The sequence below is a fragment of the Variovorax rhizosphaerae genome (assembly GCF_037889975.1).
Taxonomy (GTDB): domain Bacteria; phylum Pseudomonadota; class Gammaproteobacteria; order Burkholderiales; family Burkholderiaceae_C; genus Variovorax; species Variovorax rhizosphaerae.
This window is the reverse complement of the sequence record NZ_JBBKZT010000099.1, coordinates 1-1,505: the sequence shown is the minus strand read 5'-3', so window position 1 is coordinate 1,505 and position 1,505 is coordinate 1. Positions and strand designations below refer to the sequence as shown.

Here is a 1,505-nt window from a genome sequence, read left to right as displayed (position 1 = left end):
GCACCGGAGTTGGTGCACTTCGAGGAGAGTGCTTCTTGCGTTCGATCAAACGCCCTGCTTGCGGGGCGCGCCAGCGCCGCTCTTCGCAGATTTGCCACGAATCCATCTCTTCGCATTCAGAGGGCCGTGCGCAATAGCCGGCGCATGCCCCGTTGAGGCGGGTGCAGCGACGGCCTTCGCGACCCTTGCTAGCTTCAACTTTTGGCTAGGTTCAGGCAATGCAGTTGCCATCGCATGACCGGCCGGCGCATGGAACACGTTTCGCCGCTTCCAGGCTTCTGACTCTGAGATGTTCGGTCCCGCAAAGAAGTACTTGTTGCGACCTCGCGAGAAAGACTCCACCCAGCCCTTCGCGTGCATGCTTGTTAGCAATTGCGAAATGCCGCCCTTGCTCTTCGGGCCTTCCATCGCATCCGCAAGGATCGCGGCAAGTTCGCCCCAGGAAAGACCACGGCCCGTTTCACCCAGGATCGCATCGGCAACGCGTTCCCATGAATGCTGCGGCACTCTGTGACGAGCGGCAGCGCCATCGCGAAAGTCCCGAACCTTGAGCGTGATGCCCATCAGGTCGCTGAGTACCTTCCAGCGGGCACCATAGCGTTCCGGCATGGCGTCGAGTTCATCCTCGACCTGGTCGGAGGCAATCGAGCCGATGAGCAGGCCGAGCGTCCGGAAGTCACTTTCCTGGGCGTGCTGTGGCGCGGCGAGCAGCTGTTGTGTCTTCGCGAGAAAAACGTCGTCCAATCGCTGGGCCAGCTCCGGCGGGAATCGCTGCTCGCGCTCGATCGTGCGTTGCGCCTCGTTCAACAGTCGCTCGGGTGGCCAGCATTCCAGCTCCGCGACCGAGTGGGTCCACATCGGAAGCTGCCCCGAAAGCGCACGTGCATCCTTCGCCGAAATCTTGGCCAGTGGCCTGACGGGTGTGGTCGGGGACGCAATCGTCATTTCGGACTCCTGAGTAAACAGTTCAGAACAGTTTAGCAAAATTTGCGCATTCGCGTTAGGGTGCCGCTGGTTCGAGGGCCAGATCGAAGACGTGCCATTTGCCGCCGCTCGCCTCGCCGCAGTCCCTCGCCAAGGGCTTGGCAGCCGCCGAAGAGTTGCCTTCGTTAACCCACGCAAAACTGAGACCCGTTGACGTGCCGAGTTCGATTCCTTCTCCGAAGTTGGCTTGGGACTGGTTGGCGCAGCAAATCGTGATGAGGCGCTGCACGCAGAGTGTTCTGGACTGCGCCAGATGGGCGGACACGGAAGCGCTCATGCTGGGCACCCATAGCCAACGCACGGGCACCCTTTTCAGCGCCGTCTCGTTGGATGTGGCAGCCTGCGCCAAGTCGAGGCAAATCGCGATCGCATGCGTACCGATCGGCGTCGGAATCAGCGTCAGAAGGTCCCCCGGCTTATTGCCCTCCTGGATCATCGGCCCGGTCAATTCGACCTGCGTCAGCTTGTCGTGCGTCCAGACTGACTTTCCAGCACCATCCAGCACGACGCTGCGGTTGCGG

2 protein-coding genes are annotated in these 1,505 nt (G+C 61.4%); both read right to left on the bottom strand.

Annotation, left to right across the window (positions count from 1 at the left end; all coding sequences use genetic code 11):
• Positions 1-45 precede the first annotated feature (45 nt).
• Positions 46-945, bottom strand: a complete 900-nt coding sequence (locus WKW82_RS40465) for a hypothetical protein (protein WP_340348839.1) — start codon at positions 943-945, stop codon at positions 46-48.
• A gap of 55 nt (positions 946-1,000) precedes the next feature.
• Positions 1,001-1,505: carbon-nitrogen hydrolase family protein (locus tag WKW82_RS40460; RefSeq protein WP_340348838.1), on the bottom strand; the 505-nt coding region annotated here is incomplete at its 5' end.

Coding starts and splice junctions, on each gene's coding strand:
- WKW82_RS40465 (WP_340348839.1), bottom strand. CDS start 945: ATGACGATTGCGTCCCCGACCACACCCGTCAGGCCACTGGCCAAGATT.